20 protein-coding genes and 1 pseudogene are annotated in these 25,141 nt (G+C 73.8%); 8 read left to right on the top strand and 13 right to left on the bottom strand.

Annotation, left to right across the window (positions count from 1 at the left end; genetic code table 11):
• The first annotated feature begins 102 nt into the window (after positions 1-102).
• Positions 103-792: a maleylpyruvate isomerase family mycothiol-dependent enzyme gene (locus DTB53_RS09525; protein ID WP_012381394.1), complete on the top strand. Its 690-nt coding sequence runs from the start codon at positions 103-105 to the stop codon at positions 790-792.
• A 10-nt stretch (positions 793-802) separates the two neighbouring features.
• Entirely contained in the window at positions 803-1,459 is a 657-nt protein-coding gene (locus DTB53_RS09520) for an MBL fold metallo-hydrolase (protein WP_003969858.1), read from the top strand.
• Between the two features lie 135 nt (positions 1,460-1,594).
• Here the strand turns inward: DTB53_RS09520 and DTB53_RS09515 are convergent, their stop codons facing one another.
• The 5 genes from DTB53_RS09515 to DTB53_RS09495 form a co-directional block, all read right to left on the bottom strand.
• Positions 1,595-2,614 (bottom strand): TerC family protein, encoded by a 1,020-nt coding sequence (locus tag DTB53_RS09515; RefSeq protein ID WP_012381393.1) that lies wholly within the window; start codon positions 2,612-2,614, stop codon positions 1,595-1,597.
• Positions 2,615-2,856: 242 nt separating this feature from the next.
• The gene (locus DTB53_RS09510) at positions 2,857-4,851 is read right to left on the bottom strand and encodes a TerD family protein (RefSeq protein ID WP_012381392.1); all 1,995 of its coding nucleotides are present in this window, start codon (positions 4,849-4,851) and stop codon (positions 2,857-2,859) included.
• 168 nt (positions 4,852-5,019) lie between these two features.
• On the bottom strand, positions 5,020-5,598 hold the full coding sequence (locus DTB53_RS09505; protein ID WP_003969855.1) for a TerD family protein: 579 nt from the start codon (positions 5,596-5,598) through the stop codon (positions 5,020-5,022).
• 241 nt (positions 5,599-5,839) lie between these two features.
• Entirely contained in the window at positions 5,840-7,969 is a 2,130-nt protein-coding gene (uvrB, locus tag DTB53_RS09500) for an excinuclease ABC subunit UvrB (RefSeq protein ID WP_003969854.1), read from the bottom strand.
• Positions 7,970-8,008: 39 nt separating this feature from the next.
• Entirely contained in the window at positions 8,009-8,839 is an 831-nt protein-coding gene (locus DTB53_RS09495; RefSeq protein WP_003969853.1) for an MHYT domain-containing protein, read from the bottom strand.
• Positions 8,840-9,069: 230 nt separating this feature from the next.
• Here DTB53_RS09495 and DTB53_RS09490 point away from each other — a divergent pair, with 230 nt between their 5' ends.
• The 3 genes from DTB53_RS09490 (at position 9,070) to DTB53_RS09475 (ending at position 12,071) form a co-directional block, all read left to right on the top strand.
• Positions 9,070-9,945 (top strand): glycerophosphodiester phosphodiesterase family protein, encoded by an 876-nt coding sequence (locus DTB53_RS09490; RefSeq protein WP_003969852.1) that lies wholly within the window; start codon positions 9,070-9,072, stop codon positions 9,943-9,945.
• Positions 9,946-10,014: 69 nt separating this feature from the next.
• Positions 10,015-10,572: a methylated-DNA--[protein]-cysteine S-methyltransferase gene (locus DTB53_RS09485; RefSeq protein WP_012381391.1), complete on the top strand. Its 558-nt coding sequence runs from the start codon at positions 10,015-10,017 to the stop codon at positions 10,570-10,572.
• A 296-nt stretch (positions 10,573-10,868) separates the two neighbouring features.
• Complete coding sequence (locus DTB53_RS09475; protein ID WP_030705129.1) at positions 10,869-12,071, top strand: MFS transporter; 1,203 nt, start codon at positions 10,869-10,871, stop codon at positions 12,069-12,071.
• A gap of 103 nt (positions 12,072-12,174) precedes the next feature.
• Here DTB53_RS09475 and DTB53_RS09470 read toward each other — a convergent pair whose 3' ends face one another.
• Complete coding sequence (locus DTB53_RS09470) at positions 12,175-12,537, bottom strand: cupin domain-containing protein (protein WP_012381389.1); 363 nt, start codon at positions 12,535-12,537, stop codon at positions 12,175-12,177.
• Between the two features lie 104 nt (positions 12,538-12,641).
• Here DTB53_RS09470 and DTB53_RS09465 point away from each other — a divergent pair, with 104 nt between their 5' ends.
• Both DTB53_RS09465 and DTB53_RS09460 read left to right on the top strand, forming a co-directional pair.
• Positions 12,642-13,613 (top strand): pseudouridine-5'-phosphate glycosidase, encoded by a 972-nt coding sequence (locus tag DTB53_RS09465; protein WP_012381388.1) that lies wholly within the window; start codon positions 12,642-12,644, stop codon positions 13,611-13,613.
• On the top strand, positions 13,610-14,521 hold the full coding sequence (locus DTB53_RS09460) for a carbohydrate kinase family protein (protein WP_012381387.1): 912 nt from the start codon (positions 13,610-13,612) through the stop codon (positions 14,519-14,521). Before DTB53_RS09465 ends, DTB53_RS09460 begins: the two co-directional genes overlap by 4 nt.
• 23 nt (positions 14,522-14,544) lie before the next feature.
• On the opposite strand, the gene DTB53_RS09455 is transcribed toward DTB53_RS09460, so the two are convergent.
• Positions 14,545-15,192 (bottom strand): nucleoside/nucleotide kinase family protein, encoded by a 648-nt coding sequence (locus DTB53_RS09455; RefSeq protein WP_003969846.1) that lies wholly within the window; start codon positions 15,190-15,192, stop codon positions 14,545-14,547.
• A gap of 71 nt (positions 15,193-15,263) precedes the next feature.
• On the bottom strand, positions 15,264-15,956 hold the full coding sequence (locus DTB53_RS09450; RefSeq protein ID WP_236586366.1) for a winged helix-turn-helix transcriptional regulator: 693 nt from the start codon (positions 15,954-15,956) through the stop codon (positions 15,264-15,266).
• Positions 15,957-16,041: 85 nt separating this feature from the next.
• Here DTB53_RS09450 and DTB53_RS09445 point away from each other — a divergent pair, with 85 nt between their 5' ends.
• Positions 16,042-17,253 carry a pyridoxal phosphate-dependent aminotransferase gene (locus DTB53_RS09445; protein ID WP_012381385.1) on the top strand — a complete coding sequence of 404 codons (1,212 nt, stop codon included), beginning with the start codon at positions 16,042-16,044 and terminating at the stop codon, positions 17,251-17,253.
• 21 nt (positions 17,254-17,274) lie between these two features.
• Here the strand turns inward: DTB53_RS09445 and DTB53_RS09440 are convergent, their stop codons facing one another.
• From DTB53_RS09440 to DTB53_RS09420, 5 genes and pseudogenes are all read right to left on the bottom strand, one after another.
• On the bottom strand, positions 17,275-18,675 hold the full coding sequence (locus DTB53_RS09440; RefSeq protein ID WP_078562773.1) for a VWA domain-containing protein: 1,401 nt from the start codon (positions 18,673-18,675) through the stop codon (positions 17,275-17,277).
• Positions 18,676-18,908: 233 nt separating this feature from the next.
• On the bottom strand, positions 18,909-20,135 hold the full coding sequence (locus DTB53_RS09435; protein WP_012381383.1) for an AAA family ATPase: 1,227 nt from the start codon (positions 20,133-20,135) through the stop codon (positions 18,909-18,911).
• A gap of 455 nt (positions 20,136-20,590) precedes the next feature.
• Positions 20,591-20,701: pseudogene (locus DTB53_RS38155) on the bottom strand (DUF7873 family protein); the annotation flags it as partial.
• 12 nt (positions 20,702-20,713) lie between these two features.
• The gene (locus DTB53_RS09425) at positions 20,714-22,069 is read right to left on the bottom strand and encodes an SWIM zinc finger family protein (RefSeq protein ID WP_012381381.1); all 1,356 of its coding nucleotides are present in this window, start codon (positions 22,067-22,069) and stop codon (positions 20,714-20,716) included.
• A complete protein-coding gene (locus DTB53_RS09420) occupies positions 22,066-25,071 on the bottom strand; it encodes an SCO1167/SCO6262 family helicase (protein WP_042498822.1) in 3,006 nt (1,001 codons plus the stop codon). Before DTB53_RS09420 ends, DTB53_RS09425 begins: the two co-directional genes overlap by 4 nt.
• Positions 25,072-25,141 lie beyond the last annotated feature (70 nt).

Here is a 25,141-nt window from a genome sequence, read left to right as displayed (position 1 = left end):
GTGTAAGAAGCTTTCGATTCCGAGCGTATAGCACGCACATTCGATTTACGGCCGGCCTCGGACTCCTTCACCCGAATGAGTGGCGGAGCTAGGCTCGACCGCATGATTGATCATGCGCACGACCTGGGAGCTGTACGCGGGGCGACCGAACGACTGCTCGACGCAGTCGGCAAACTGGACAACGCCTCGGTCGGCGGGGCGTCACGGTTGCCCGGATGGAGTCGGGGCCATGTTCTGGCCCACCTGTCACGTAACGCCGACGCGCTCGGAAATGTTCTCCGCGGCCTCCCGATGTACGCGAGCAGCGAAACCCGGGACGCCGACATCGACGCCGGCGCCCCCCGCCCGGCGGCCGAGCAGCTGACCGACCTGAGGGAGAGCGCGGACCGCTTCCTGGCGGTCGCCGCCGAACCGGCCGACTGGTCCCGTACGGTCACCCTGCGCAACGGGGTGACGGACTCCGCGGCCCGGGTGCCCTTCCGGCGCTGGGTCGAGGTCGAGCTGCACCACGTCGACCTCGGCATCGGCTACGAGCTGGAGGACCTGCCCGCCGAGTTCGTGGAGCGGGAGATCGCCTTCCTCGCCGATCGCTTCCTCGGCAACGAGGCCGTGCCCGCCACCGGGCTGACCGATCCCGACGGCCGCACCTGGAGCACCGGCGGCGGCCCGCCGAGCGAGCTGGTGACCGTGCAGGGGCCCGCCGTGGAGCTGCTGGGCTGGCTCTGCGGGCGGCGTGACGGCGCCGCCCTGACCGTGGCCGGGGGCCCGCTGCCCGCGCTGCCCCCGCTATAGGCTGAGCCGTATGACGTACAGCGGAGCGGTGAAGGTCGGCGGACCGGCGAGCGTGCACGAACTGACGGATCTGATGATCTCCAAGGTCGCCGTCGGCGAGATGAACAACAACGCCTATCTGCTGCGCTGCCGGGCGACCGGCGAGCAGCTGCTGATCGACGCGGCCGCCGAGCCGGAGACCCTGCTCGCCCTGATCGGTGACGACGGGATCGCCTCCGTCGTCACCACCCACCGGCACGGGGACCACTGGCAGGCGCTGGCCCAGGTGGTCGGGGCGACCGGCGCCCGGACGTATGCGGGCCGCTACGACGCCGAGGGCATCCCGGTGCCGACCGACGTCCTGGTGGAGGACGGGGACACGATCACCGTCGGCCGGGTCGGGCTCACCGCCCGCCATCTGGTCGGGCACACCCCGGGCTCCATCGCCCTGGTCTACGACGACCCGCACGGCGCCCCGCACCTCTTCACGGGGGACTGCCTCTTCCCCGGCGGGGTCGGGAACACGCACCAGGACCCCGAGGCCTTCACCCGCCTCCTGAACGACGTCGAGACGAAGCTGTTCGACCGGCTGCCCGACGAGACGTGGGTCTACCCGGGCCACGGGCACGACACGACGCTCGGCGACGAGCGGCCCCGGCTGCCCGAGTGGCGCGCCCGCGGCTGGTAGGCCGCGCGCTCCCCTCTCCGGCCTCCGACGCCCGTCCCTCGTCACGCATACGGCAGCGGCCGGGGCGGACGGCTCTCGCCGTTACCGCCCCGGCCGCTGCCGGTGTGTCCCTGTGCCGCCCGGGGCGGCCCCGGGTCAGCTGCTGACGCTCTTGCTCTCCTCTTCGGACGGGCCGGCGGCCTCCGCCTCCCGGGCCTCCTCCGCCTCGGCCGCGGCCATCTTCTTGCTGGCGACGAGGCTGGTGATCGTGGTGACCACCAGGACACCGCCGATGACGGCGAGGGAGAACGGGATGGTGACGACCGGCACGTGCACGCCGGACTCGTGCAGGGCGTGCAGGACCAGCTTCACGCCGATGAAGCCGAGGATCACCGACAGGCCGTAGCTGAGGTGTACCAGCTTCTTCAGCAGACCGCCGATGAGGAAGTACAGCTGGCGCAGACCCATCAGGGCGAACGCGTTGGCCGTGAAGACGATGTACGGGTCCTGGGTCAGGCCGAAGATCGCCGGGATCGAGTCCACCGCGAACAGCACGTCGGTCATACCGATGGCGAGCATGACCACCATCAGCGGGGTCATGACGCGCTTGCCGTTGTTGCGGATGAACAGCTTGGTGCCGTGGTACTTGTCGGCGACGCCGAAGCGGTGCTCGATCGACTTCAGGAGGCGGTTCTCCTCCCAGTCCTCGTCGTCCTCGTCGGCCCGCGCCTCCTGGATGAGCTTCCAGGCGGTGTAGATCAGGAACGCGCCGAAGATGTAGAACACCCAGGAGAAGTTCGCGATCACGGCGGCGCCGGCGGCGATGAAGATCGCCCGGAGCACCAGGGCGATGAGCACACCGATGAGAAGCACCCGCTGCTGGAGCTGCGAGGGCACCGCGAACTTCGCCATGATCAGGACGAAGACGAAGAGGTTGTCGACGCTCAGCGACTTCTCGGTGATGAATCCGGCGAAGAACTCGCCGGAGGCCTTGCCCTCACCGAGGACGGCGAGCCCGGCTCCGAAGATCACGGCCAGCACGATCCAGACGATCGTCCAGATACCGGCTTCCTTGGTCGACACGTCATGGGGCTTGCGCCCGATGAAGAAGTCGACGGCGATCAGGGTCGACAGACCCACGATGGTGAGGACCCATACGGTCCATGAAACGTCCACTGCGCCTCCGGCAGTTCGCTACGGCTACTGATCAGCGTCGTCGCTGCCGGAGGTCTCTTCCACCCTTGCACGCGGTGCGCGTGCCCGGGCCGGCGCCCCGGGACCGATAGCGGTCCGTATTGACGGGACGTCGCGTGAGGAATACTCCCCTCCGTTCCCCGAACAGTACAGGCATCACCAAGTAAAGGTAAAGGAAAGGGTAAAGAACTCGTCAAAACCGCAGGTCGGGACGGTCCGCTGGGTCAACGTCCGGCGGCTCGGCGCGCGGCTGCCACCGCCGCCAGCACCTGCTCCAGGACACGGCTGCCCGGCGGGACCGCCAACGGCTCGTACGTCCAGGCGTGCCCGACCCACGGGTCGGCGAGGTGACTGTCGGCTACCGGGGTGATCCGCAGGAGCGAACGCCACAGCGGGTCGAGCAGCGGCCCGTACGCAGCGGCCTCCTCCCGGTCCGCGACCATCAGGAGGTGCACCCCGACCGCAGGGCCCTCGTCGGCGAGGTAGCGGAGCTGGGTGACCGCCCGGTCGTCGAAGCCGTGCGGGAAGTCGTTGACCACCAGGAGCTGCTCGCCGGTGTCCAGATCGGGCGGGAGCGAATCGGCCGCCCCGGCCCGCACGGCCATCTGCACCAGGTCCACCCGCCGGGTGAGGTGGGCGAGGACCGAGGCCACTCCCCCGGGCCCGGCGGCGGGCGGCCCGGCGAGGACGCCCGCGTCGACCAGCGGCGCGAGCGGACCGGCCGCCGAGCCCGCCGGGTCGATGACGTGCACCGCGAACTCCCCGGGCGGATACACCGCCAGCAGCCGGGCCGCGTGGGCGACCGCGGTCTCCAGGGCCAGCCGGCGCAGCCGGTCCGGGTCCATCAGCGTGGCCGCGTCGGACGCCGTCCGTCCGCTGTCCACCCAGATCCCGCGCTCCAGCGGCAGCCGGACGAGCAGCGGGATGCGCAGGTCGGGGCGCTCGGGAAGGTGGAGGTCACCGACGCGCAACGCCATCGGTATCTCCATGGGGACGCGGTGGGCGTGCCAGACGGGGTTGCCCCAGCCGGCGTACGCGGCCGGCAGCGCGGGCTCGACGACGGCCGCCTCGGCGGCCAGCTGGGCCAGATCGCGGTCCAGGGCCTCCCGGGCCCGGGAGGCCAGCTCGTCGCGTTTGGCCCGGGCCCCCTCACGGGCACGGTCGCCCGCGCCCCCGATCCGGTTGCGCGGGTCGGACAGGGCCCGGTCGAGCTCCTGGTCCATCCGGGACTCCGCGAAGTCCACGGCGCTGCGGTACGCGGCGACGGCGCGGGCCAGATCCTCGAACATGCCCCAGATCTGGTTGTAGAGGCGCTCGTCCATCGACCAGCCGGTGGCGTCCCCGGCGACCGGCTGCGCGGCCTGTCCGGGCTGGGCCGGGGGCGCGGTGGGCGGGGGCGACGGGGGTGCGGCGTGCTGCCGTCGCGGGTGGGCGTAGTCGATGGGGCCGCCGGCGGCGGGGGCCTGCGCGGCGGGACCCGGGGCGGTGTGCGGCTGGGGGGCGGTGGCCGGGTCGGTCAGTGGCTCGGGGGGCTCCGGGGCCGTGGGCGGCGCGGCCGGAGGTGGTGTGGCCGGGGGCGGCGCGGACGGACGGCGGTCCGCGGAGCCCGTCGCGTGCCGTACGCGTTCGCCTTCCGGGGTCCGGGGCGGCGGCGCCACCGAGCGGGCCATGCCCCGGGCGACGGCCTCGTGGATGGTGCCGGCCAGTGCGGAGGCCGCGGCCACGCCCTGGTCGGCGAGCATCTCGGCGAGCCCGCCGGCGTACCCCTGTCCCACGGCGCGGACCTTCCAGCCGCCCTGGCGGCGGTAGAGCTCCAGGGCGCTGACCGCGGACTCGGCGTCCAGGCCGGTGAGCGTGAAGGTGGCGATCTCGTCGCCGTCGAGCCCGGTGACGGCGACGAAGGGGGCGGGAACGGCGCCGAACCGCGTCGGGCCGCCCGCGCCGACGGGAAGCGCGAGCAGCACGGTGACCCGGTGGGCGCCGGCGGGCAGTGCCTCCAGATCGACGGCGAGACGGTGGTCGGCCGCGGCCTGCTGGGAGACCTCCAGGCCGGGGAGCTGGGGCGAGCCGGGGTGGGCGATCCACTCGGCGCCGCGCACCGTGCCCCGTTCGTCGCCGAGGGTGGCCCCGGCCACGACGGGCGTGCCCGCCGATACCCGGATCTCCAGACGGGTCTGGGGCAAGGTGTGGTTCTGCCCCCGGACCAGTTCGGCCGTCATTGCCGTGTCCCCCTCGACGATGGCCCGCGCGTCGGTGGGCGCTGGGCCGTGCGGTGCCGTGTCTCTGCCGTGCCGTGCGGAGCGGCTCCCGGCGGCGGGTGCCGCCGGGAGCCGCTCCTGGCCGTTCCCGGCCGCTCCGGTGCCGGTCGTGCCGGACCGGTGCGGGTCCTACAGGTGCGGGAGGATCGACGGCATCAGGTCCTGGAAGGTGCGGCCGTTGGCCGGGTTCCCGAGGGCCGTCATCTTCCAGCCGCTGCCCGCGCGGTGCACCTTCGCCATGATCTGGGCGGTGTACTGGCCGCCGCCGTCGAGCGTGTACCGGGCGAGCTCCTGGCCGTTGGTCTCGTCGACGATGCGGCAGAAGGCGTTCTGGACCTCCTGGAACGTCTGCCCGGTGAAGGAGTTCACCGTGAAGACGATCTGGTCGATGTGGACCGGAACGCGCTGGAGGTCGACGAGGATCGCCTCGTCGTCGCCGCCGGAGCCGGCGCCGCCGACCAGGTTGTCGCCGGTGTGCTTGACCGAGCCGTCATCGCTGACGAGGTGGCGGAAGAACACGACGTCGACCGGCTGCTTGTCGGCAAACAGCACCGCCGAGGCGTCCAGGTCGACCTCGCGGGTGCGCGAGCCGAACAGCCCACGGCGCGGAGCCGCCTGCCAGCCGAGCCCCATCCGTACCGCGGTCAGGGTCCCCCCGTCGCTCTTCTGCAGGCTGATGGCCTGACCCTTGGTCATGTTGACCGTCACGCGCTGTCCCCTCTCGGCATTGCCCCGCAGCCATCCGTGTGCGGTTTCCCCGCACCCTACGCATTCCACCCCGGACGGCAGCAGGCTCGGTCCGTTTTTGTGTCGGTCTTGCAACACACCCCGGCGCGGCGTGCCCGGCGCCCCGAAACCCGGCCGGAAGCCGCGCCGGAGCCACCGGACCCTGGATCACCGGACCCCCGGGCCCCCGGGCCCCGGGCGACCGGACCACCGGGCCCCGGGATCAGGCGAGGCCCGCTTCCTTCATCTGGCGCAGCTCCTTCTTCAGCTCACCGACCTCGTCGCGCAGCCGGGCGGCCACCTCGAACTGGAGGTCCGCGGCGGCGGCCCGCATCCGCTCGGTCATCTCCTCGATGATCCCGGCCAGTTCGGTCGCGGGCCGGTCGCCGACCACCGCGCCGGGCTTGGCGGCCTTGCCCTTCGCCCCGCCCTTGGCCGCCTTGGAGCCGAGCGCGGGCACCGGCGCCTTGGTCTCCTTGCCCTGCCGGTAGCCGGTGCCGAGCAGCTGCTCGGTGTCGACCTCCTCGCGGGCGATGGTGGCGACGATGTCGTTGATCTTCTTGCGCAGCGGCTGCGGGTCGATGCCGCGCTCGGTGTTGTAGGCGATCTGCTTCTCGCGGCGGCGGTTCGTCTCGTCGATCGCCTGCGCCATGGCCGGGGTGATCTTGTCGGCGTACATGTGGACCTGGCCGGAGACGTTGCGGGCGGCTCGGCCGATGGTCTGGATGAGCGAGGTGCCGGAGCGCAGGAAGCCCTGCTTGTCCGCGTCGAGGATGGCCACGAGGGACACCTCGGGAAGGTCGAGGCCCTCGCGCAGCAGGTTGATGCCGACGAGCACGTCGTACTCTCCGGAGCGCAGCTCGCGCAGCAGCTCGATGCGGCGCAGGGTGTCGACGTCGCTGTGCAGGTAGCGCACCTGGATGCCGAGCTCCAGGAAGTAGTCGGTGAGGTCCTCCGACATCTTCTTGGTGAGCGTGGTGACCAGGACCCGCTCGTCGCGCTCCACGCGCTCGCGGATCTCGTGGACCAGGTCGTCGATCTGGCCCTCGGTGGGCTTGACCACGACCTCGGGGTCGACGAGGCCGGTGGGGCGGATGATCTGCTCGACGAACCCGTCGCCGCGCGAGAGCTCGTACTTCCCCGGGGTGGCGGAGAGGTAGACCGTCTGGTCGATCCGCTTCAGGAACTCCTCCCACTTCAGCGGCCGGTTGTCCATGGCGGACGGCAGCCGGAAGCCGTGGTCGACGAGGGTCCGCTTGCGGGAGGCGTCCCCCTCGTACATCGCGCCGATCTGGGGGACCGTGACGTGGGACTCGTCCAGGACGAGCAGGAAGTCGTCCGGGAAGTAGTCGAGGAGGGTGTTGGGCGCGGTGCCGGGCGCGCGGTCGTCGAAGTGCATCGAGTAGTTCTCGACGCCGGAGCAGGTGCCGATCTGGCGGAGCATCTCGATGTCGTACGTGGTGCGCATGCGCAGGCGCTGGGCCTCCAGCATCTTGCCCTGCTTCTCCAGCTCGGCCAGGCGCTCCTCCAGCTCCCGCTCGATGCCGCCGACGGCCTTCTCCATCCGCTCGGGCCCGGCGACGTAGTGGCTGGCGGGGAAGACGTGGACCGTGGGGTCCTCGCTGATGATCTCGCCGGTCAGCGGGTGGAGCGTGGACAGGTTCTCGATCTCGTCGCCGAACATCTCGATCCGGACGGCGAGCTCCTCGTAGACCGGGAAGATCTCGATGGTGTCGCCCCGGACGCGGAAGGTGCCCCGGGTGAACGCGAGGTCGTTGCGGGTGTACTGCATCTCGACGAAGCGGCGCAGCAGCTGGTCGCGGTCGATCTCCTCGCCGACCTTGAGCTGGACCATGCGGTCCACGTACTCCTGCGGCGTGCCGAGGCCGTAGATGCAGGAGACGGAGGCGACCACGACGACGTCCCGCCGGGTGAGCAGCGAGTTCGTCGCCGAGTGGCGCAGCCGCTCGACCTCCTCGTTGATGGAGGAGTCCTTCTCGATGTAGGTGTCCGACTGCGGGACGTACGCCTCGGGCTGGTAGTAGTCGTAGTACGAGACGAAATACTCCACCGCGTTGTTCGGGAGGAGCTCACGGAACTCGTTGGCCAGCTGGGCGGCGAGGGTCTTGTTCGGCGCCATCACCAGGGTGGGGCGCTGCAGCTTCTCGATCATCCAGGCGGTGGTCGCCGACTTGCCGGTGCCGGTCGCGCCGAGCAGGACGACGTCCTTCTCGTCCGCGCGGATACGCCGCTCCAGCTCGGCGATGGCCGCCGGCTGGTCGCCGCTGGGCTGGTAGGGACTGACGACCTCGAAAGGCCGCACCGAACGCTCGATCTTGGAAACGGGCCGCATGCATCCACCGTACGGCCCACCACTGACAACGGCCCCGGATCAGCGGTTCCGGGCCCCTCCCGCGTCCTGGCGGGCGGTGCCGTGCGGGCGCTGTCCGGCCCTCGGGTCCGGACCGGGTTCGCCCGTCACGGCCCTGGGGTCGAACATGAGCATCACGGCGGCGAGGAGCAGGAAGCAGCCGGGTCCCGCCAGCATCGGGCCGATCATCTCGGCGGGCCGGTCGCCGGGCAGGACGTCGGCCAGGTCGGACGGCAGGGTGGGCGGCAGGTGCAGGTGCACGTCGAGCGCGGCCATGCCGGTGTAGTGCATCCCGGTCACCGCGACGGCCATCAGGATGCTCGCGCCGAGGCCGGAGCGGGCCCCCCGGAGGGTGACGGCGGCCCACAGGGCGCCCGTGGCGGCGATTCCGGCGATCAGCACCGAGAGGACGACGAGGGGCGTGTCGTACGCCAGCCGCGCGTCCATGCGCATGCCCGCCATGCCGAGATAGTGCATGGAGGCGATACCGAGGCCGGTGATGGTGCCTCCCGTGATCAACGCCATGCGGGTCGCGCCCCGGTAGCCGACAATGAAGATGCCGATGCCGACCATCACCACGGCAATGGCCAGGCCTGCGAAAGTGAGGGGTTTGTCGTAGGAAATCGGGGTCTCCTGGACCGTGAAGCCGGTCATCGCGACGAAGTGCATGGTCCACACCCCGGACCCGATGGACAGCGAACCCAGCGCCAGCCAGCCGGCCCGCCAGGTGCGCGCGGCGTGAAAGGACCGGGTGGTGCAGCGGAGTCCGAGGGCGGCTCCCAGAGCGGCCATGAGGAAAGCCGCGACCGGAGTCACCAGGCCGTAGGTGAATCCGTCGACCGTTCCTTGCATGCGCGTACGCCCTTCGAAAAAGCCCGGGGTCGAGGAGGGTCCCCAAGGGGCGAGTCCCGGCGGGCAGACAAAGAAGAGACATTTTATCGGCATGGCCACGGGGGCGTGCTCCGGCGGTGGCCCCGGGATCGAAGGTTCCGTTCATTTCGCGGCCATCGCCGCCCCGCCGGGCGTTGGCGGGCCGCTGTCACTCTCTGCGTGTCCGCACACTCCCGACGTGAGGAGTCCCCGTGTTCGTCCGCACCGCCACCGCCTCCACCACGGCCGCCGCTCTGCTCGGCGCCGGCGCCCTGCTCCTGCCCGCCGACCGGCCCGAGGCCCCGGAGCGGCAGGACGCCCCGGTCGTCGTGGCCCACCGGGGGGCGTCGGGCTACGCGCCGGAGAACACCCTCGCCGCCGTCGACGCCGCCGACGCGCTCGGCATCGAGTGGGTCGAGAACGACGTGCACCGCACCCGTGACGGCGTGCTCGTCGTGCTGCACGACAACGACCTGAAGCGCACGACGGACGCCGAGCAGGTCTACCCGGACCGGGCGCCGTGGGCGGTCAAGGACTTCACCGCGGCGGAGCTGGCGAAGCTCGACGCGGGCAGCTGGTTCGGAGAGCGGTTCGCCGGGGCGCGGGTGCCGACGCTCACCCAGTTCCTGCACCGCATGGAGCGCAACCGGCAGAAGCTGCTCCTGGAGATCAAGAGCCCGGCGACCTACCCGGGCATCGAGCGGGACATCATCCGGGTCCTGGGACGTTCGGGGTGGCTGGACCGCTCCCACGTACGCAGCCGGCTGGTCATCCAGAGCTTCGGCGCCGACAGCGTGAAGACGGTGCACAGCCTGCGCCCCGACATCACGACCGGCTTCCTGGGCACACCCGCCGTGGCCGACCTGCCGTCGTACGCGGCGTTCACCGATCAGATCAACCCCTCCTACGCGACGATCGGCGCCGACTACGTGGCGGCCGTGCAGCGGCTCAAGGGCCCGCACGGCAAGCGTCTGCGGGTGAACACGTGGACGGTCAACAAGGCGGCCGACGCGGTGAAGGCCCGCGACTACGGGGTCGACGGCATCATCACCAACTTCCCCGACGTGGTGCGCGACGCGACGAGCTGACGCGGCGGGGCCCGTCGGTTTCCCGCCGACGGGCCCCCCGCTGTCAGTGGCGGGCCGTACGGTGGCGGCATGAACAGCTACGGGGCCGGTGCCGATCCGGCCGTCGAGTGGGCCGTCGTGGACAGCGGCATCGGCCCACTGCTGCTCGCCGCTACGGGGACAGGGCTGGTCAGCGTGGACTTCCACGCCCGCCCCGCCGTGCGGGACGCGGCCCTCGACCGCCTGCGGACCCGGTTCGGCGCGGAGCCGGTCCAGGCGCCCGGATCGGCCCGGCTCGCCGGGCCCGTGCGCCGGCTCGCGGCGTACTTCGCGGGCGAGCGGCAGGACTTCGACCTGGCACTGGACTGGTCGCTGACGGCCGGGTTCCACCGGGAGGTGCTCCGCGAGCTGGCGTCCGGGGTGCCCTACGGGACGGTCGTCGGGTACGGGGAGCTGGCCGCGCGGGTCGGCCGGCCGGAGGCGGCGCAGGCGGTGGGCGCGGCCATGGGGGCCAACCCGCTGCCGGTCGTGGTGCCGTGCCACCGGGTGGTGGAGAGCGACGGGGGCCTGGGCGGGTTCGGCGGCGGTCTGGAGACCAAGCGGCAGTTGCTGGCGCTGGAGGGGGTCCTGCCGCAGCCGCTGTTCTAGGCCCGTCGGCGAGTGCGCGGAGGGCCCGGCGAGTCCGCGGGGGCCCGGCGGAGTCCGGGGGCCCGGCGGAGTCCGGGGGCCCGGCGGAGTCCGGGGGCCCGGCGGAGTCCGGGGGCCCGGCAGGGACCCGGGGGGACCCGGCAGAGGCCCGGTGGGGGACCCGACAGGGGCCCGTTCACCCGTCCGGGTGCACGGCGGCGGTCGGGCGGTGACACACTGCGCCGGTGACACGACCCCTCTCCCTCCCCCGGGCCACGGCCGCCGGGCTGCCGGCCCTCCGGCGCCGGACGTCGACCGTGCTCGTCGTCAGCCAGATACTCGGCGGCCTCGGCGTGGCCGTCGGCATCACCCTGGCCCCGGTGCTGGCCGCCGAGGTGAGCGGGTCGGAGGCGCTGTCCGGGCTGGCCCCGACCGCGTCCGTCGTCGGCACGGCGCTGCTGTCGCTGCCGCTGGCCGCCCTGATGACCGCCAGGGGCCGCAGGTCCGGCCTGGCGCTCGCCTATCTGATCGGTGCGCTGGGCGGCGGGCTGGTGGTCCTCGCCACGATGCTGCCCAGTTTCCCGCTGCTGCTGCTCGGCATGACCGCGTTCGGCGCGGGGTCCCTGGCCGGTCTCCAGGCCCGGTTCGCGGCGGCCGACCTGGTGGGGCCGGAGCGGCGGGGCCGGGCGATCTCCACCGTCGTCTGGGCCACCACGATCGGCTCGGTCGTGGGCCCCAACATCTCGGCTCCGGCGAGCCGGCTGTTCCGCGGTACGCGGGTGCCCGAGGCCGCCGGGCCGTACCTGTGCTCGGCCGCCGTGTTCCTGCTCGCGGGAGCGGTGGTGGCGCTGGCGTTGCGCCCCGATCCGCTCCTGACCGCCCGCGCCCTGGCTCCGGAGGGCCCGACAACGTCGCGCGAGCGCTCGCTGCGCGCCGGGATCGCGGCCGTCCGGGCGTCGCCGATGGCGCGGCTCGCCCTGCTGACGGTCACCGTGTCGCACACCGCCATGGTGTCGATCATGGTCATGACCCCGGTCGATCTGGGCCGGCACGGCGCCGGTCTCCAACTGATCGGGCTCGTGATCAGCGGGCACATCGCGGGCATGTACGCGTTCTCCCCGGTGATGGGGTGGCTGGCCGACCGGTTCGGCCGACCGGCCGTGATCGGCCTGGCCGTCGGACTGCTGAGCTGCGCCGCGCTGTTGGCGGGCACCGCAGGGCCCCGGCACGGGCAGACCGCCGCGGGCCTGTTCCTGCTGGGCCTCGGCTGGTCGGCGGGGATGATCGCCGGTTCGGCGCTGCTCACCGACGCGGTGCCGCGGTCGGCCCAGGCCTCGGTGCAGGGGCTGTCGGACCTGACCATGAACGCGGCGGCGGCGATCGGCGGGGCGGCGGCCGGGGCGATCGTCGCCCAGTGGGGATACGGCCTCCTCAACGCGATCGGGGCCGCGCTGCTGCTGCCGGTCGCCGCGCTCGCGCTGCGCCGGTCGCTGCGGCGGCCGGGAGCGGTCGGCGGCTGACACGCCACCGGTCCGCACCCCGGCCACAGCGGCCACCGGCCGCCACGGCCGCCGCGGGCCCCGGGCGCGCCGCCGGCGCGCCCGCGGTTATCGGCCACGGTCCTCAGAGGCTGATGTGGTAGGCCTTGCGGAGGGTCTCGTGAACCGTCCAGGTCGTCCGGTCGCCCTCGCGCAGCACGCAGGCGTCCCCCGGGCCGATCTCCAGTGTCGCCCCGCCCTCAACCTCGACCGTGGCCCGTCCGCTGACGACCACGAACAGTTCGTTCGCCTCGGTGTCGGTGACCACGCCGGGGGTGATCTGCCAGATCCCCCGGATCTGCCTGCCGTCGGCCGATTCCGACAGCACCTTGCCCGTCACCACGGGATCGCCCGAGACGATCTGCGCCGGATCGAGGGGCTCCGGTACGAGTTCGGCGTCCGGGACGTACACGGAGAAGGAGGCGGGGACCTGGTCGTTTGTCGTCATGGCCGGTCACCCTAGCGGCCCCTTCCGGCCACTCCGTGGCCAGGACCCGCCCCGGCGGGACCGGCCGTGGTTTGCGCCCCTCGCGGCCGCGACAGGGATGGGGCATGCCTCAGAACCCATCGGACCGACGTCCCGCGCCGCGCGACAACCCCGGGACGAACGCCTACGAACCCCTGCTCTCGGCGGAGGTGCGGGCCGCCCTGAGCACCGGTCTGCCCGTCGTGGCCCTGGAGTCGACGATCATCGCGCACGGTCTGCCACGGCCCCGCAACCTGTCCGTGGCCCGGGAGTTGGAGGGGCTCGTCCGGTCGGCGGGCGCCGTCCCCGCCACCGTCGCCGTGCTGGACGGCCGGGCCAGGATCGGCCTGGACGGGGACCAGTTGGAGCGCGTCGCGGGAGACCCGGCGGTGCGCAAGCTCGGGCACCGCGATCTCGCTCCGGCGCTCGCCGCCGGGGCCGACGGGGCGACCACGGTGTCCGCAACGGCGTTCCTGGCGGCGCGGGCGGGGATCGGTGTCTTCGCGACGGGCGGTCTCGGCGGCGTGCACCGGGAGTGGGCCGAGAACCAGGACGAGTCGGCCGATCTGCGGCTGCTCGCCCGCACCGGGATCACCGTGGTCTGCGCGGGGGTGAAGTCGATCCTCGACGTCCCGGCCACCCTCCAGCGGCTGGAGACCCTCGGCGTCCCCGTCGTCGGCTACGGCACCGGGCACTTCCCCGGCTTCTACCTGAGCAGCTCCGGCGAGCCCGTCGACTGGACGGTGCACAGCCCCGAGGAGGTGGCGGAGGTGATCCGGGCGAGGGAGGCGCTGGGCGGCCCGGTGGGCGCGCTGATCGTCGCCAACCCCGTAGCGGAGAGGGACCAGTTGGATCCGGTGCTGCACGACCGGGTACTGGCTCAGGCGCTGGACGCGTGCCGGGAGCGGGGCATCTCGGGGCAGGGCGTGACCCCGTTCCTGCTGGACCAGTTGACGCGGCGCACCGAGGGGGCGTCGCTGGAGGCGAATCTGGCGGCCGTCCGCGGCAACGTGACTCTCGCGGCGCGGATCGCGGTCGCGGCGGCGGACGCCCGGTGAGGAGTCCGGAGGGGGGCGGCGGGCTGCTGGTGGTGGGGGACGTGGTCACGGACGTGGTGGCGCGGTACGGATCCGCGCTCGCCCACGGTACGGACACGGCGGCCCTGATCCGTACGCTGCCGGGCGGCGCGGGGGCCAACGTCGCCTGCTGGGCCGTGCGTTCGGGGTGCGCGGACGCGCGGCTGCTGGCCAGGGCCGGGGCGGAGTCGGCCGGCTGGCACCGGGAGGAGCTGGAGCGGGCGGGGGTGCGGCCGTTGCTGGCGGTGGACGACGCGTTCCCGACGGCGACCGTCATCGCCCTGGTCGACGCGGCGGCGGAGCGCACGTTCCTGACCGACGGCGGGGCGGTGCTGCGGCTGACCGTCGAGGACTTCGCGCCCACGATGCTCGACGGCGTCGGACGGCTGCACCTCTCCGGCTATCTCCTGTTCGCGGCGGTCAGCCGGGCCGCCGCCCTCCTCGCCCTGCGCACGGCCGTGGAGCGGGGAGTCCCGGTCAGTGTGGATCCGGCGTCGGCCGGGTTCCTCGGCGAGCTGGGCCCCCGGCGGTTCCTGGAGTTCGCGGCGGGCGCCGAACTGCTGCTGCCGAACGCCGACGAGGCCCGCGTGCTCACCGGGCTGACCCGACCGGAGTCCGCGGCGGCCGAGTTGAGCCGGTGGTTCCCGCGCGTCGTCGTCACCCTGGGCGCCCGGGGAGCCGTGGTGGCCGCCGGGGGCGAGGTCACCGGCCGGGTCCCCGCCCCTCGGGTGGCCGAGCCGGTCGACTCGACGGGGGCGGGCGACGCGTTCACCGGCGGGTTCCTCGCGGCGCTGCTGGCGGGGGCCGACGACCTGGCCGCGGCGGCCGAGGGCTGCCGGGCGGGGGCGCTGGCCGTGGCGACGGTGGGCGGCCGGCCGCCGGTCCGGTGACGGGCGGCCGGGGCGGGCGCCGTTCACCGGCTCCCGGGCAGCCCCGACCAGGCGGGGTGCGAGGGGTCGTCCGCCCGGACCACCACGTCCGCGCGGTCCGCGGGCGCGACCTCGTCCTCGTACCGGGCGAAGGCGGGCAGGGTCCAGCGTTCCGGTTCCTCCGTGCGCCGCCGCAGCGCCCCCGGGGACAGCCGCAGATGGACGCCGAGCGCGAACGGGAACCAGTGCCCCAGCAGGAACGGGCCGTGCACGACGACCACTCCGCCCTCGGGCAGGCGGTGGTACGGGGTGCGGGTGGCCCGGTCGGTCACCGGGTCCCACAGATCGGGCAGCACCCGGCCGGTGCCGCCCGCCTCCAGCGGCCCGAACACCTCGCGCCACAGCGCCCCGGTGTCGTACCAGCCGTCGAGGTACGCGTCCGGGTCCCGCTTCCCGTACTCGAAGCGCAGGCTCGCCGGACGCAGGAAACCCTCGGTGGAGACCACGAGCACCGCACGCCCCAGCAGCCGCAGCTCCCGCGCGAGCCGTTCGGCGCTCTCGCCGGTGCGGGCGGCCGGGGCGCCGTCGATGCCGAGCGCGAGCCAGGGCCCGCCGTCGGCGGCGGACAGTCCGTCGGCGTGGCGGGCCAGTTCGCCGGCCAGCCGTTCCCAGGTGATCGCTTCGAGTCGCACGGGCCCATCATCGCCGGACCGGCGGCGGGCCGCTCGTGTGCGGGAGGTCGGGCCGCTCGTGTGCGGGAGGTTCAGGCGCCCCGCAGTTCGGCGGCGAGCGGGCCTTCGCCGAGCACCTCGACGCGGCCGTCCTTGACCGCCTCCGCGAGCAGGGCCCCGCCCCGCGCGAGCTCCAGACACGTTTCGGCGTCGAGGACGATCCGGGCGTCGGGGCGGTCGGCGGGGCCGTATCCGTACACGGCGGCGAGCGGTTCGGCGGCCGTGAGCGCGCTACCCGCTCCCCCACCGACCCGGAGGTGGAACGCGCCCTCCTCCAGCCGGACTTCGAGGACGCCCTCCCGGGTGAGACCGGTGAGGGCGCCGAGCAGGGGCAGGGCGAACCAGTGGGCCCGCACCGCGTCCGTGGGGCGGCGCTCGGCGAGGGCGGGCGCCCCCCACGCGGCGAGGGCGGCGAGGACGGGCAGCAGGCCGTGGCCGCGGGGGGTCAGCTCGTAGACCGACGCCGCCGACGGGGGCGGCAGCTTGCGGCGCAGGGCCAGCCCGCTCTGCTCCATGTCCTTCAGACGGGAGGCCAGCACGTCCGTGCTGACGCCGGGCAGGTCGGCGTGGAGGTCCGTGTACCGGCGCGGCCCGCCCAGCAGTTCACGGACGATCAGCAGCGTCCACCGGTCGCCGACGGAGTCGAGGGCGCGGGCGGTGGCGTCGAACTGGTCGTAGCTCCGGCGGCGGACGGGGCGTGCTGCTGGCTGCTGCTGACGTGGCATGCGACGCAGTCTAGACATGTTGTTGGACTTTCCAAGCTCCAGCTTGGTAAAACCAAGTATCGCAATTCGGCTCGGGAGGCAGCGCATGGAGTTCCGGCAGTCCAGCAAGCTCAACGAGGTCTGCTACGAGATCCGGGGCCCGGTCATCGAGCACGCCAACGCCCTGGAGGAGGCGGGCCACAGCGTGCTCCGGCTCAACACGGGCAACCCCGCGATCTTCGGCTTCGAGGCTCCCGAGGAGATCGTCCAGGACATGATCCGGATGCTGCCGCAGGCGCACGGCTACACCGATTCGCGCGGCATCCTCTCGGCCCGGCGGGCGGTGGTCCAGCGCTACCAGGCCATGGGGCTGACCGAGGTCGGCGTGGACGACGTGTTCCTCGGCAACGGGGTGTCCGAGCTGATCTCCATGGCGGTGCAGGCACTGCTGGAGGACGGCGACGAGGTGCTGATCCCGGCCCCGGACTTCCCGCTGTGGACGGCGGTGACCACACTCGCGGGCGGCAAGGCCGTGCACTACGTCTGCGACGAGGAGTCCGACTGGAACCCGGATCTCGCCGACATGGCCGCGAAGATCACCGACCGGACCAGGGCCGTCGTGATCATCAACCCGAACAACCCCACGGGCGCGGTCTATCCGCGCGAGATCCTCGAAGGCATTCTCGACCTGGCCCGGCGGCACGGGCTGATGGTCTTCGCCGACGAGATCTACGACCAGATCCTCTACGACGGGGCCGAGCACCACAGCGCCGCCGTCCTCGCCCCCGACCTGGTCTGCCTCACCTTCAGCGGTCTGTCGAAGACGTACCGGGTGGCCGGCTTCCGGTCCGGCTGGATGGTGGTGTCCGGTCCGCGGCAGCACGCCCGCAACTACCTGGAGGGCCTGACCATGCTGGCCTCCATGCGGCTGTGCCCCAACGCCCCGGCCCAGTACGCCATTCAGGCCGCGCTCGGCGGACGGCAGTCGATCAGGGAGCTGGTCGCACCGGGCGGGCGGCTGCACGAGCAGCGCGACCGGGCCTGGGAGCGGCTGAACGAGATCCCCGGCGTCTCGTGCGTGAAACCGAAGGGCGCGCTGTACGCGTTCCCGCGCATCGATCCCCAGGTGCACCCGATCGTCGACGACGAGAAGTTCGTGCTGGACCTGCTGCTGCGGGAGAAGATCCAGGTGGTGCAGGGCACCGGCTTCAGCTGGCCGCGCCCGGACCACTTCCGCATCCTCACCCTCCCGTACGCCGACGACCTCGACGCCGCGATCAGCCGCATCGGCCGCTTCCTCAACGGATACCGGCAGTGACCGGCGCACGGTCCGCCGGGATCAGATGAGGCGGAACAGATCCGCGGCGGCGTGCACGTCGGTGAGGTCCTCGACGGAGCGGAGGTTGTCGCACAGGGCGTCCAGGACCGAGCCGGCCTCGGCCGCGCCCGGGGCGCCGACGGCGAGGCCGAAGAGACGGAAGCCCAGCACCCGCCTGGCCTCGTTCCAGCCGCGCGTCCACTCCTCGGTGACGCCGCACTCGTCGTCCGTGATCATCACGATGTCGCCGCGTGTGGCGGCGGCGCCGTCGAACTCCTCCTCCAGCAGTTCGCGGGCGACGGTCAGGGGCGCCTGGTAGCTGGTGCCGCCGCCGAGAAAGGTCTCCGCGAAGTCGAGCACCTGCTCCTCGATGCCGGCGGACCGGCCGGCCGGGAAGCGGAAGACCTGGATCCGGTCCTCGGCGGAGAACAGGATGCCGACGAAGTCCCGCCCGGCATGACGGGCCTGGTCCAGCAGCGCCAGGGCGCACGCCTTGGACCACGCCTCCCGCGTGACCCCGCCGGGCCCTGCCGCGTACATCGAGTGGGAGGTGTCCACGCAGGCGATGACGGCGCCCCGCCCCGTCGGCCGCTCGCCCCGGCTGTCGTAGAGCATCAGCTCCCCGGCGGCGTACCGCGCGGCGAAGACGGCACGCAGCTCGGGCAGGCCCAGGTTGGCCAGTTCGGACGGGATCAGGCGGGACAGGTCGTCGCCGAGCGTGACGCCGACGAGCTCCCCGGCGGTGCTCTCCACCTTGCGGGCCCGCTCCCCGTCGGCCATCTGCCGGAAGCGGCCGATCAGTTCGGCCCAACGGGCGAGACGGCCGGCCCGCAGCCGCTCGGCGAGACGGGCGCGCCGCGCGTACGGCATCCGCTCCAGCTCGCCGGAGCCCACGCCCCAGGCCCGCATCAGGACGGACTCCTCCCGCACGGCCTCGGCGGCCTCGGCCGCGGCTCGGTGCGCGGCGGCCTTGAGGCCGGGGACGGCGGCGGCGCCCCGCGCGGCGTCCTGGGCGGCGAGCCGCGCGGCCGACCCGGTCGCCTCGGCCGCCGCGATCGCCCGGTGGAGGGCGTCGGCGGTCGGGGCCGGCACGCCGCCGTCCTCAGCGGCCTCCTCGGCGGCCTGCCGGAGCGCGTCGGCCACGGCGGTCGCCGCTCCCTCGGCCGCCCGGCGGTCCCTCGCCGCCCGCTCGCCCCGCCCCCGGGCGTCCTGGGAACGCTCCAGCATCCTGCGCAGGGCGCCGGACTGGGCGAGGACGGCGAGTGCGGCCGCGTAGGGGTCGCCGACGGTCTCCCGGCGCAGCTCGGCGAAGTCCGGCGACTCCACCAGCGCCGTGACGAGGTGGTGGTTGACCAGCCGCGACGGATCCATCTCCGCGAGCTCGCGCAGTCGGAGGCCGGGCTTGTAGGCGGCCAGGAACACGTCGGCCAGGAGGTCGGCGGCCTGCTCGTGGCGCTCGCCCAGCTCCCGCGCCAGCTCGCGCAGCCCTTCGGACTGTTCGCGGGTGTCGCGCCAGGTGAGCCGTTCGAACCGGTCCGCGACGACGACCCCGGTGCACCATGCGGCGGTGGAGTGACCCAGCCACGTCCGGGCGCGGCCGGCCAGTTCGTCGAGCGGGGCCGGGCCGCCGCCCGGGCCGCTGTGCGCCCCGGCGTTCAGAGCTGGTCCTGCACCATGCTCGCGTCCATGCCGAGCGCCTCGGTGAGGACACGGGCCCGGACGGCGCGCCGGCGGCCGGTGACCCGGTCGATGGCGGCGGTGGAGCGGCCGGCGCCGGCCGCCTCGGCACGCAGCTCCTCCAGCCGTCTGCCCGCCGTGGCGAGCTTGTTGTGGGCCTTCTTGATGACCCAGTCGCTGAGCGCCTCGCGGGACTGCCCCGCCATGGCGTCGAGCTGGGCCTCCAGTTCGTCGAGGGTGTCGGCGAGGTCGAGCGCCTCCTTGGCGTCGGGGTTGACCAGGTGCAGGACCTCGCGCTCGACGGTGGGGCGCTGGGCCGGGGAGTCCCACAGCACGTGGGTGAGCACGGTCAGGTCGGTCTCGGCGACCGCCGGACGTCCGTCGAGGTACGCGGACGCCTGGAGCAGCCCCACGGCCTGCCGCCAGCGGCGGTCGGAGGCGACGAGTTCCTTGCGGCGCAGGGCGGCGCGCAGGGAACACACCGCGTCCACGACGGCGTCGGGGAGGGCCACGGCGGGGACGGACCGGCTCACCGCCTCCTGCAGCGCGGCCAGTTCGACGGTGGTGCGGACCGGGGCCGCCGGGCGGCTGACGGCGGAGCGGACCAGCGCGGCGAAGTTCGACGGGTCCGCCAGGTATCCGACCTCGATCCGCACGAGCAGCCGGTCGTAGATCGCGGCGGTCTCCTCCGCGGTGGGCAGTTCGTTGCTCGCGGTGATGGCGCCGATCAGCGGGCAGTGGATCGGCTCCCCGCCGCTCTCGGGGTGGTAGATCCGCTCGTTGAGGTAGCCCAGGGTCTCGTTCAGCGCCGCCGTGGAGCACTTGAAGATCTCGTCGATGAACGCGACGTGCGCGGTCGTGGCGCGGCCCTCGTAGACCTGGCGGTACTCCCCGCGGGTCAGCGCGGCGACGTCGACGGGTCCGAACATCCTCGTCGGCGCGGTGAACTTCGACAGGAGGATCTCCCAGTAGGCGGCCCCTTCGACCCTGCCGGTGAGCTCCCGGGCGATCTCGGACTTCGCCGTTCCGGGCGGGCCGAGCACCAGCGAGTGCTGTCCGGCCAGCAGCGCCACCACGAGCGTGCGCACTACGTCGGCCCGCTCGTAGAAGCGGTCCGACACCTCGTCACAGATCGCCCGCAGCCGGGCGGCCGTGGTCTGCGCGTCCTTCGCACCTTGCACGTCTGTACCTCGCACGTCCTGCATTGTGCCCTGCGGGTCCGGCGCCCCCGTGGTCGGCTCGGGGTCCCCGCCGGTCCCGGGGACGGGAGCGGGCCCGGAGGCGTAGCCGGCCCCCGGGCCCTGGGTGTGCCGCCCATCGGGCACGCCGGCACGTCACAGGGCCGGGTCAGTCTGGTGTCGTCGCGTCCTGCCTTTGGACCACCGCAGATCGAAGCTCTGCGGGCCGGACGTGCACCGGCATTTCGACGCGCGGCGGCCCGGGCCCGTTCGATCCGGCGATCGGCGGCGCATGCCGCGTCCGGAGCAAGAGTCTGAGATCGGCGGCGGCTGCCTCTGCCTGCTTGGGCTCCTCCGGCCGGTGCCGGAGGGAGGAGTCGGACCTCCACGGGAACCGCGCCTTCACGACAAGCCTCAGCTTCCGCTGGCGCTCCTCGCGCACCCCGGCTCCCGAAGACGGCAGCCGGGGCATCCATGGCCGGTCACCCGAAGAGGTAACCGAAGACCGCGTCACCCACCCGCTGGTCGGTGACCCCCGCTCCGTCGGCCTCCTGGAGCTTCTCTACGCGGTCCAGCAGAGGCAACACCCCGGCGGCCAGGGCTTTTTACCGTACGTAGTGGGGGTCGTCGTCCCCGGTGGTGTCCGGTGCGGAGTCCCCGGCCAGCATCGCTTCGAGGGCGGACACCGGGTCGGGGTCCGGGGCGGCGCGCGGCCACCAGTCGTCGGCCCCGGGGTCGGATTCGTAGCCGTACCACCGGTGGTCGTGGCCGAAGCGGAGCTGGAGCGAACCGTCCGGGTGGGTGAGGTGGTTGCGCCAGGGCGTGAAGCGCGGGAAGTCGGCGGCGGCGAGGGCGGGCCTGGCCCGGTCGAAGGGGCCGGCCGGCGGGTCCCAGGGCGTCTCCAGGACCGCGAGCCCCTCGGCATCGCCCTGCCGCCAGGCGGCGACGGCGCGGGCGAGGTCGGTGGTGGTGCGGCCGGTGGCGTAGGCCAGCTCCCGGTAGAGCGCGCGGGTGGTGGCGGTGAGCCCGGCGGTCGGCCGGGCGGCGGCGATCCGGACCGCGTCCTGCCACGGGGTGAGCCCGGCCAGCGGATCCCGGCCCGTGGTCAGCAGGGCGTGGGCGCGGGCGGCGGCGTCGGTGGCGAGGTGGTCCAGGCCCAGCGGGTCGCGGGCGCCGGGCAGATCCGGGTACGACGGTGGCTGGCCGGGATGCGGCGGCAGGAGCAGGGGCGCCGGGAGCGGGGGCAGGAAGCGGGTGGCCAGGGCCTCCCCGGCCCCGACCGACGGGACGGCGGGGGCGGCGGGGCGCTCGCGGGCCGAGTGTTCGGCGTTGCGCCGGCCGAGCTCGTCGAGCAGTTCGCGCTCGCCCCGGCCGCGCATCAGCAGCAGGACGAACGGGTCGCTGTCGAGCAGCAGGGCCGTCTGGAAGCAGAGGGCGGCGACGTGCTTGCAGGGCCGCCCGTGGTCGGGGCAGGTGCAGGTGGGGTCGAGGTCGTCGGCGGCGGGCAGCAGCCGGACACCGGCCTCCTCGGCGGTGTGGGCCAGGGAGTGCGGCATCTCCTTGGCCAGCAGCGCGGACAGATGGCCGGGGTGGGCGGCGACCGCGTCGAGGAGGGTCTCCCAGCCGGGGTCGGTGAAGGTCCGCAGCCGCAGTTCGGCGCGGTAGGGGCGGGCCCGGCTCCCGTGCACATAGGCGACGACCCGCCCGGGGGTGACGGTGATCGCGGCGACCTGGCCGTCGTCGGCGTAGGCACGGCCGCGGGCGAGGCGGGCCTCGTCCATCGACAGCGACTCCAGCGCCGCCACCCAGGCCCGGCCCCACCAACTGCCCGCGAAGGGCTCGCCCTCGGCGGAGGCGCGGGCGGGCACCGCCTCGAAGGTGCGCCGCAGGTCATCCGGCCCGGGCCGGACGCGGGGGGCCGCTCTCCGGGCGGCCGGGCCGCTGGTCGGACGCGGGCTCACGCGGGCCTCCGCAGCGATACGAGGTCGGCGAGGTCACGGTCGCTGAGCTCGGTCAGGGCGCTCTCGCCGCTGCCGAGCACCGCGTCGGCCAGGACCCGCTTGGACTCCAGCAGCTCGGCGATCCGGTCCTCCACCGTGCCCTCGGCGATGATCCGGTGGACCTGCACGGGCTGGGTCTGCCCGATCCGGTACGCCCGGTCGGTGGCCTGCTCCTCCACGGCGGGGTTCCACCAGCGGTCGAAGTGGACGACATGGGCGGCGCGGGTCAGGTTCAGCCCGGTGCCGGCCGCCTTGAGGGAGAGCAGGAAGACGGGGACCTCGGCGGACTGGAAGCGGTCCACCATCCGCTCCCGCTCGGCCACCGGCGTACCGCCGTGGAGCAGTTGGGAGGGGATCGCGCGGGAGGCGAGGTGCGCGGAGAGGAGCTTCGCCATCGTCACGTACTGGGTGAAGATCAGGACCGAGCCGTCCTCGGACAGGATCGTGTCGAGCAGTTCGTCGAGCAGGGCGAGCTTGCCGGAGCGGCCCGTGAGCCGGGTCGGCTCCTCCTTCAGATACTGGGCGGGGTGGTTGCAGATCTGCTTGAGCGAGGTCAGCAGCTTCATGACGAGTCCCCGGCGGGCGATGCCCTCCGCCGCCTCGATCTGCGCCATCGTCTCGCGGACGGCCGCCTCGTAGAGCGTGGCCTGCTCACGGGTGAGGGAGACGGGGTGGTCGGTCTCCGTCTTGGGCGGCAGCTCGGGGGCGATGCCGGGGTCGGACTTCTTGCGCCGCAGGAGGAAGGGCCGCACCAGCCGGGACAGCCGCTCCACCGCCTCCTCGTTGCCCAGGCCGGCGGCGGTGCCGGTGTTCTCCACGATCCGGGCGTGCCGGGCCCGGAACGCCTTGAGCGGGCCGAGCAGGCCCGGTGTGGTCCAGTCGAGGAGCGCCCAGAGCTCGGAGAGGTTGTTCTCGACGGGGGTGCCGGTGAGGGCGATCCGGGCCGGGGCGGGAATCGTGCGCAGTGCCTTGGCCGTGGAGGAGTGCGGATTCTTGACGTGCTGCGCCTCGTCGGCCACGACCAGTCCCCAGCTCTGCTCGGCGAGCCGGGGCGCGCTGGAGCGCATCGTGCCGTAGGTGGTGAGGACGAAGCCGCCGTCCGGGTCGCTCAGGGTGCGGTCCGTGCCGTGGAAGCGGCGCACGGGGACGCCGGGGGCGAAGCGGTTGATCTCGCGGTGCCAGTTGCCGAGGAGGGAGGCGGGGCAGACCACCAGGGTGGGCGAGGCGTGCGCCCGGTGCAGATGGAGGGCGATGAGGGTGATCGTCTTGCCGAGGCCCATGTCGTCGGCGAGGCAGCCGCCGAGCCCGAGCGAGGTCATCCGGTCCAGCCAGGCCAGACCGCGCAATTGGTAGTCGCGCAGGGTCGCGTCGAGGCCGGGCGGGGGCGCGATGGTGGCGTCCTGGCCGAGGAGCCGCGTACGGAGGGCGGCCAGCGCCCCCGCGGGGACGGCGTCCACCCGCTCGCCGTCCACCTCCGCGCTGCCGGTGAGGGCGACGGCGAGCGCGTCCACCGGATCCAGGAGCCCCAGCTCCCGCTTGCGCGCCTTGCGTACGAGGGCGGGGTCGACGACCACCCACTGGTCGCGCAGCCGCACCACCGGGCGGTGGGCCTCGGCGAGGGCGTCCATCTCGGCCTCGGTCAGCCGCTCCTCCCCCAGGGACAGCTGCCAGTCGAAGGCGAAGAGGTGCTCGGCGTCGAAGAAGGACGTGCCGTCGGCGGCGGACCCGGGTGCGGGCCGCACGACGGCGGTCGCGGTGAGGGACCGGGCCAGCTCGCGCGGCCAGTGCACCTCCACCCCGGCGGCGGCCAGCCGGGATCCCGCGTCGCTCAGCAGCTCGTACAGCTCGTCCTCGGTGAGCGCGAGCACATCGGGGGCGGGCTGCCCCAGCAGTCGTTCCAGCGGGGCCCAGACACGGGCGGCGCGGCGCAGCGCGAGCACCGCGTCGACCCGGGCGCGGGGCCCGAACGGTTCGCCCGCCGTCCCGTGCCACAGGGCGGCCGCGTCCACCACGTAGGTCGGGTCGGCGAGGCTGTGGACCTGGACGACGGCAGCGGCGGCGTGCCGGACCGCCGGGTCGTCCGGCCGCGCGGCTCCCCCGTCGGTCCCCGGCTCCTCGCGGGAGGCCGCGAGCGCGTAGGTGTCGGCGGTGTCGAACAGCTCGTACGCCGAGAGGTCCAGGCGCAGCGAGACCCGCACGCCCGCGTCCAGGCCCGAGGCGACCTCCACGGCCCAGGCGGCGGCATGGGGAAGGTGCTGTGCCTCACGGGCGGCGAACGGCGCGCCCATCGCGAACGCGGCGGCCGGGGTGCGCGGCAGGGTGTCGGCGACGGCGTCGAGGAACGCCCCGATCAGCGCCTCGGGGTCCGGGAGCCGGAGCGGTCCGGAACCGGGCAGGGGCACCGCGTGTCCCTCGGGCGGCAGGGCGGCGGCGACCGCCCGCAGGTGCGCGACGTCCTCGGCGTCCCTCGGGCCCGCCCGCCAGGCGTCGTGACCGTCCGCCGTGAGTCCGGGGAGGAGCCTGCCGCGGGCGACGAGCTGGAGGGCGTGCAGCGCGGCCGCGCCCCAGCAGCGGGTGGCGGGGTGGGCGGATCCGTGCCGGCGTGCCCGGACGAGCAGGGGGAGCGCGTCGGCGACGGACAGGAGCGCCGCGGGCGTCGTGACCGCACGCGCGCTTCCGGGGCCGTCGGCCGGATCGGGCCGGACGACCGTGAGCCGGGCGGTGGTGCACGGGACCGGGTCGGTGCCGTCGGGTTCCGCGTGCGCGAAGGGCGTCCCGCTCCGGTCCGGGGCGCCGTCGGCGGGCCACGGACCGGGGTCCGCGAGCGGGTCCCAGAAGGCGACGCGGCCGTCCCTGGGCACCGGGCCGGGCAGGAAGACCGCAGCGCAGCGCAGCAGGCGTCCGGCGTCGACGGTCCGGGACGCGCCCTCGGCGCCCCCGCTCTCCCCGGTCGATTCCGTCATGTCCGCCACCCCCTCCCGCCTGGTCCAGGTCCACCACCTCCGTCGGCACGGAACGTGCTGACTCGGCGAG

Origin of the sequence: Streptomyces griseus (assembly GCF_900460065.1) — a bacterium.
In the GTDB taxonomy this organism is placed as follows: domain Bacteria; phylum Actinomycetota; class Actinomycetes; order Streptomycetales; family Streptomycetaceae; genus Streptomyces; species Streptomyces griseus.
This window is presented reverse-complemented; position numbering and strand designations above follow the sequence as displayed.